Below are 950 nucleotides of genomic sequence, written 5' to 3' on the forward strand. Positions count from 1 at the left end.
TTGCCGCTGAGGGACGGCGTCAGCAGCAGCTCCGGCTCGCCGTGCAGCAGCAGCACGCGCTCCGTCTCGATCATCGCGTTGATCGCGAACGCGCTGCCGGTTTCGCGCTGGCACCAGCGGCAGTGGCAGCAGTTCACGAACAGCGGCGTACTGGTCATGCGGTAGCGCACGGCGCGGCAATCGCAGCCGCCGTCGAAGGTTTCGGCACCGCTCGTCGCGTCGCTCATCGCCACACCCTCAGCGCGCTCAATGGAACTGGTCGCTGGCCGGCACCCAGGAACTGGACGAGGCCGCGGGCACGTAGCGCTTCACCACTGGCTCGGTCGGCGGGCAGCCCGGCGGCGGCGGGCCGCCGGCAACGCGCGCCGCCGCGCATTGCGCGCCGTTGTCCAGCACCACGCGCGCAGGCGCCGCGGCGCTCGCTGCGGGTGCGGGCGCAACAGGCACGCTGCCGCCGGGCTGGCTTGGCAGGTTGAGGCGGTCGTAGAGGTTCTGCGCCACCGGCGCGGGCGGCGGATCGGCGCCGCCGCAGCCCAGCAGCGCCACGGGTACCAGCGGCATCACCTTGCACTTGATGCGGATGCCGCGCGGCAGGTGGAAGGTGTGCTGCACGGTGGTCTTTTCCGCCGCGCGGCGCAGCGCGGTGTCCACCGAGCTTTCGCCCTCGGGCGTCCAGTACGGATCGAAGCGCGTGGCCTTGTAGTCGATGCCCTTGATCTTGTGCTCCATCACCTTGGTGTTGCCGGTGGGCTTGAGCTGGATGTATTCCGGGACCATGCGCGGCGTCTGGCTGGAAGCCTGCGCGCCGGCGGCGGCGGTGGCGGTGCCGGCGCCTGGCTGCGTTCCCGGCTGGGCGCCCTCGCCCTTGCCGGGCGCGCCCGCGGTGGCCTGGCCGGTGCCGTGCGACTCCGGCGGCCCGTTGCCGGGGGCGGCGGCCGTCGCCGTGCCCT

1 protein-coding gene and 1 pseudogene are annotated in these 950 nt (G+C 73.2%); both read right to left on the reverse strand.

Annotated elements, in window-relative coordinates; all coding sequences use genetic code 11:
• A partial coding sequence (locus PCA_RS17430) for a GFA family protein (protein ID WP_219918788.1) occupies window positions 1–227 on the reverse strand: 227 nt, incomplete at its 3' end.
• A 19-nt stretch (window positions 228–246) separates the two neighbouring features.
• A pseudogene (locus PCA_RS12555) lies at window positions 247–950 on the reverse strand (hypothetical protein); the annotation flags it as partial.

It is taken from the genome of Rhodanobacter sp. PCA2, assembly GCF_013620825.1.
GTDB lineage: Bacteria > Pseudomonadota > Gammaproteobacteria > Xanthomonadales > Rhodanobacteraceae > Rhodanobacter_A.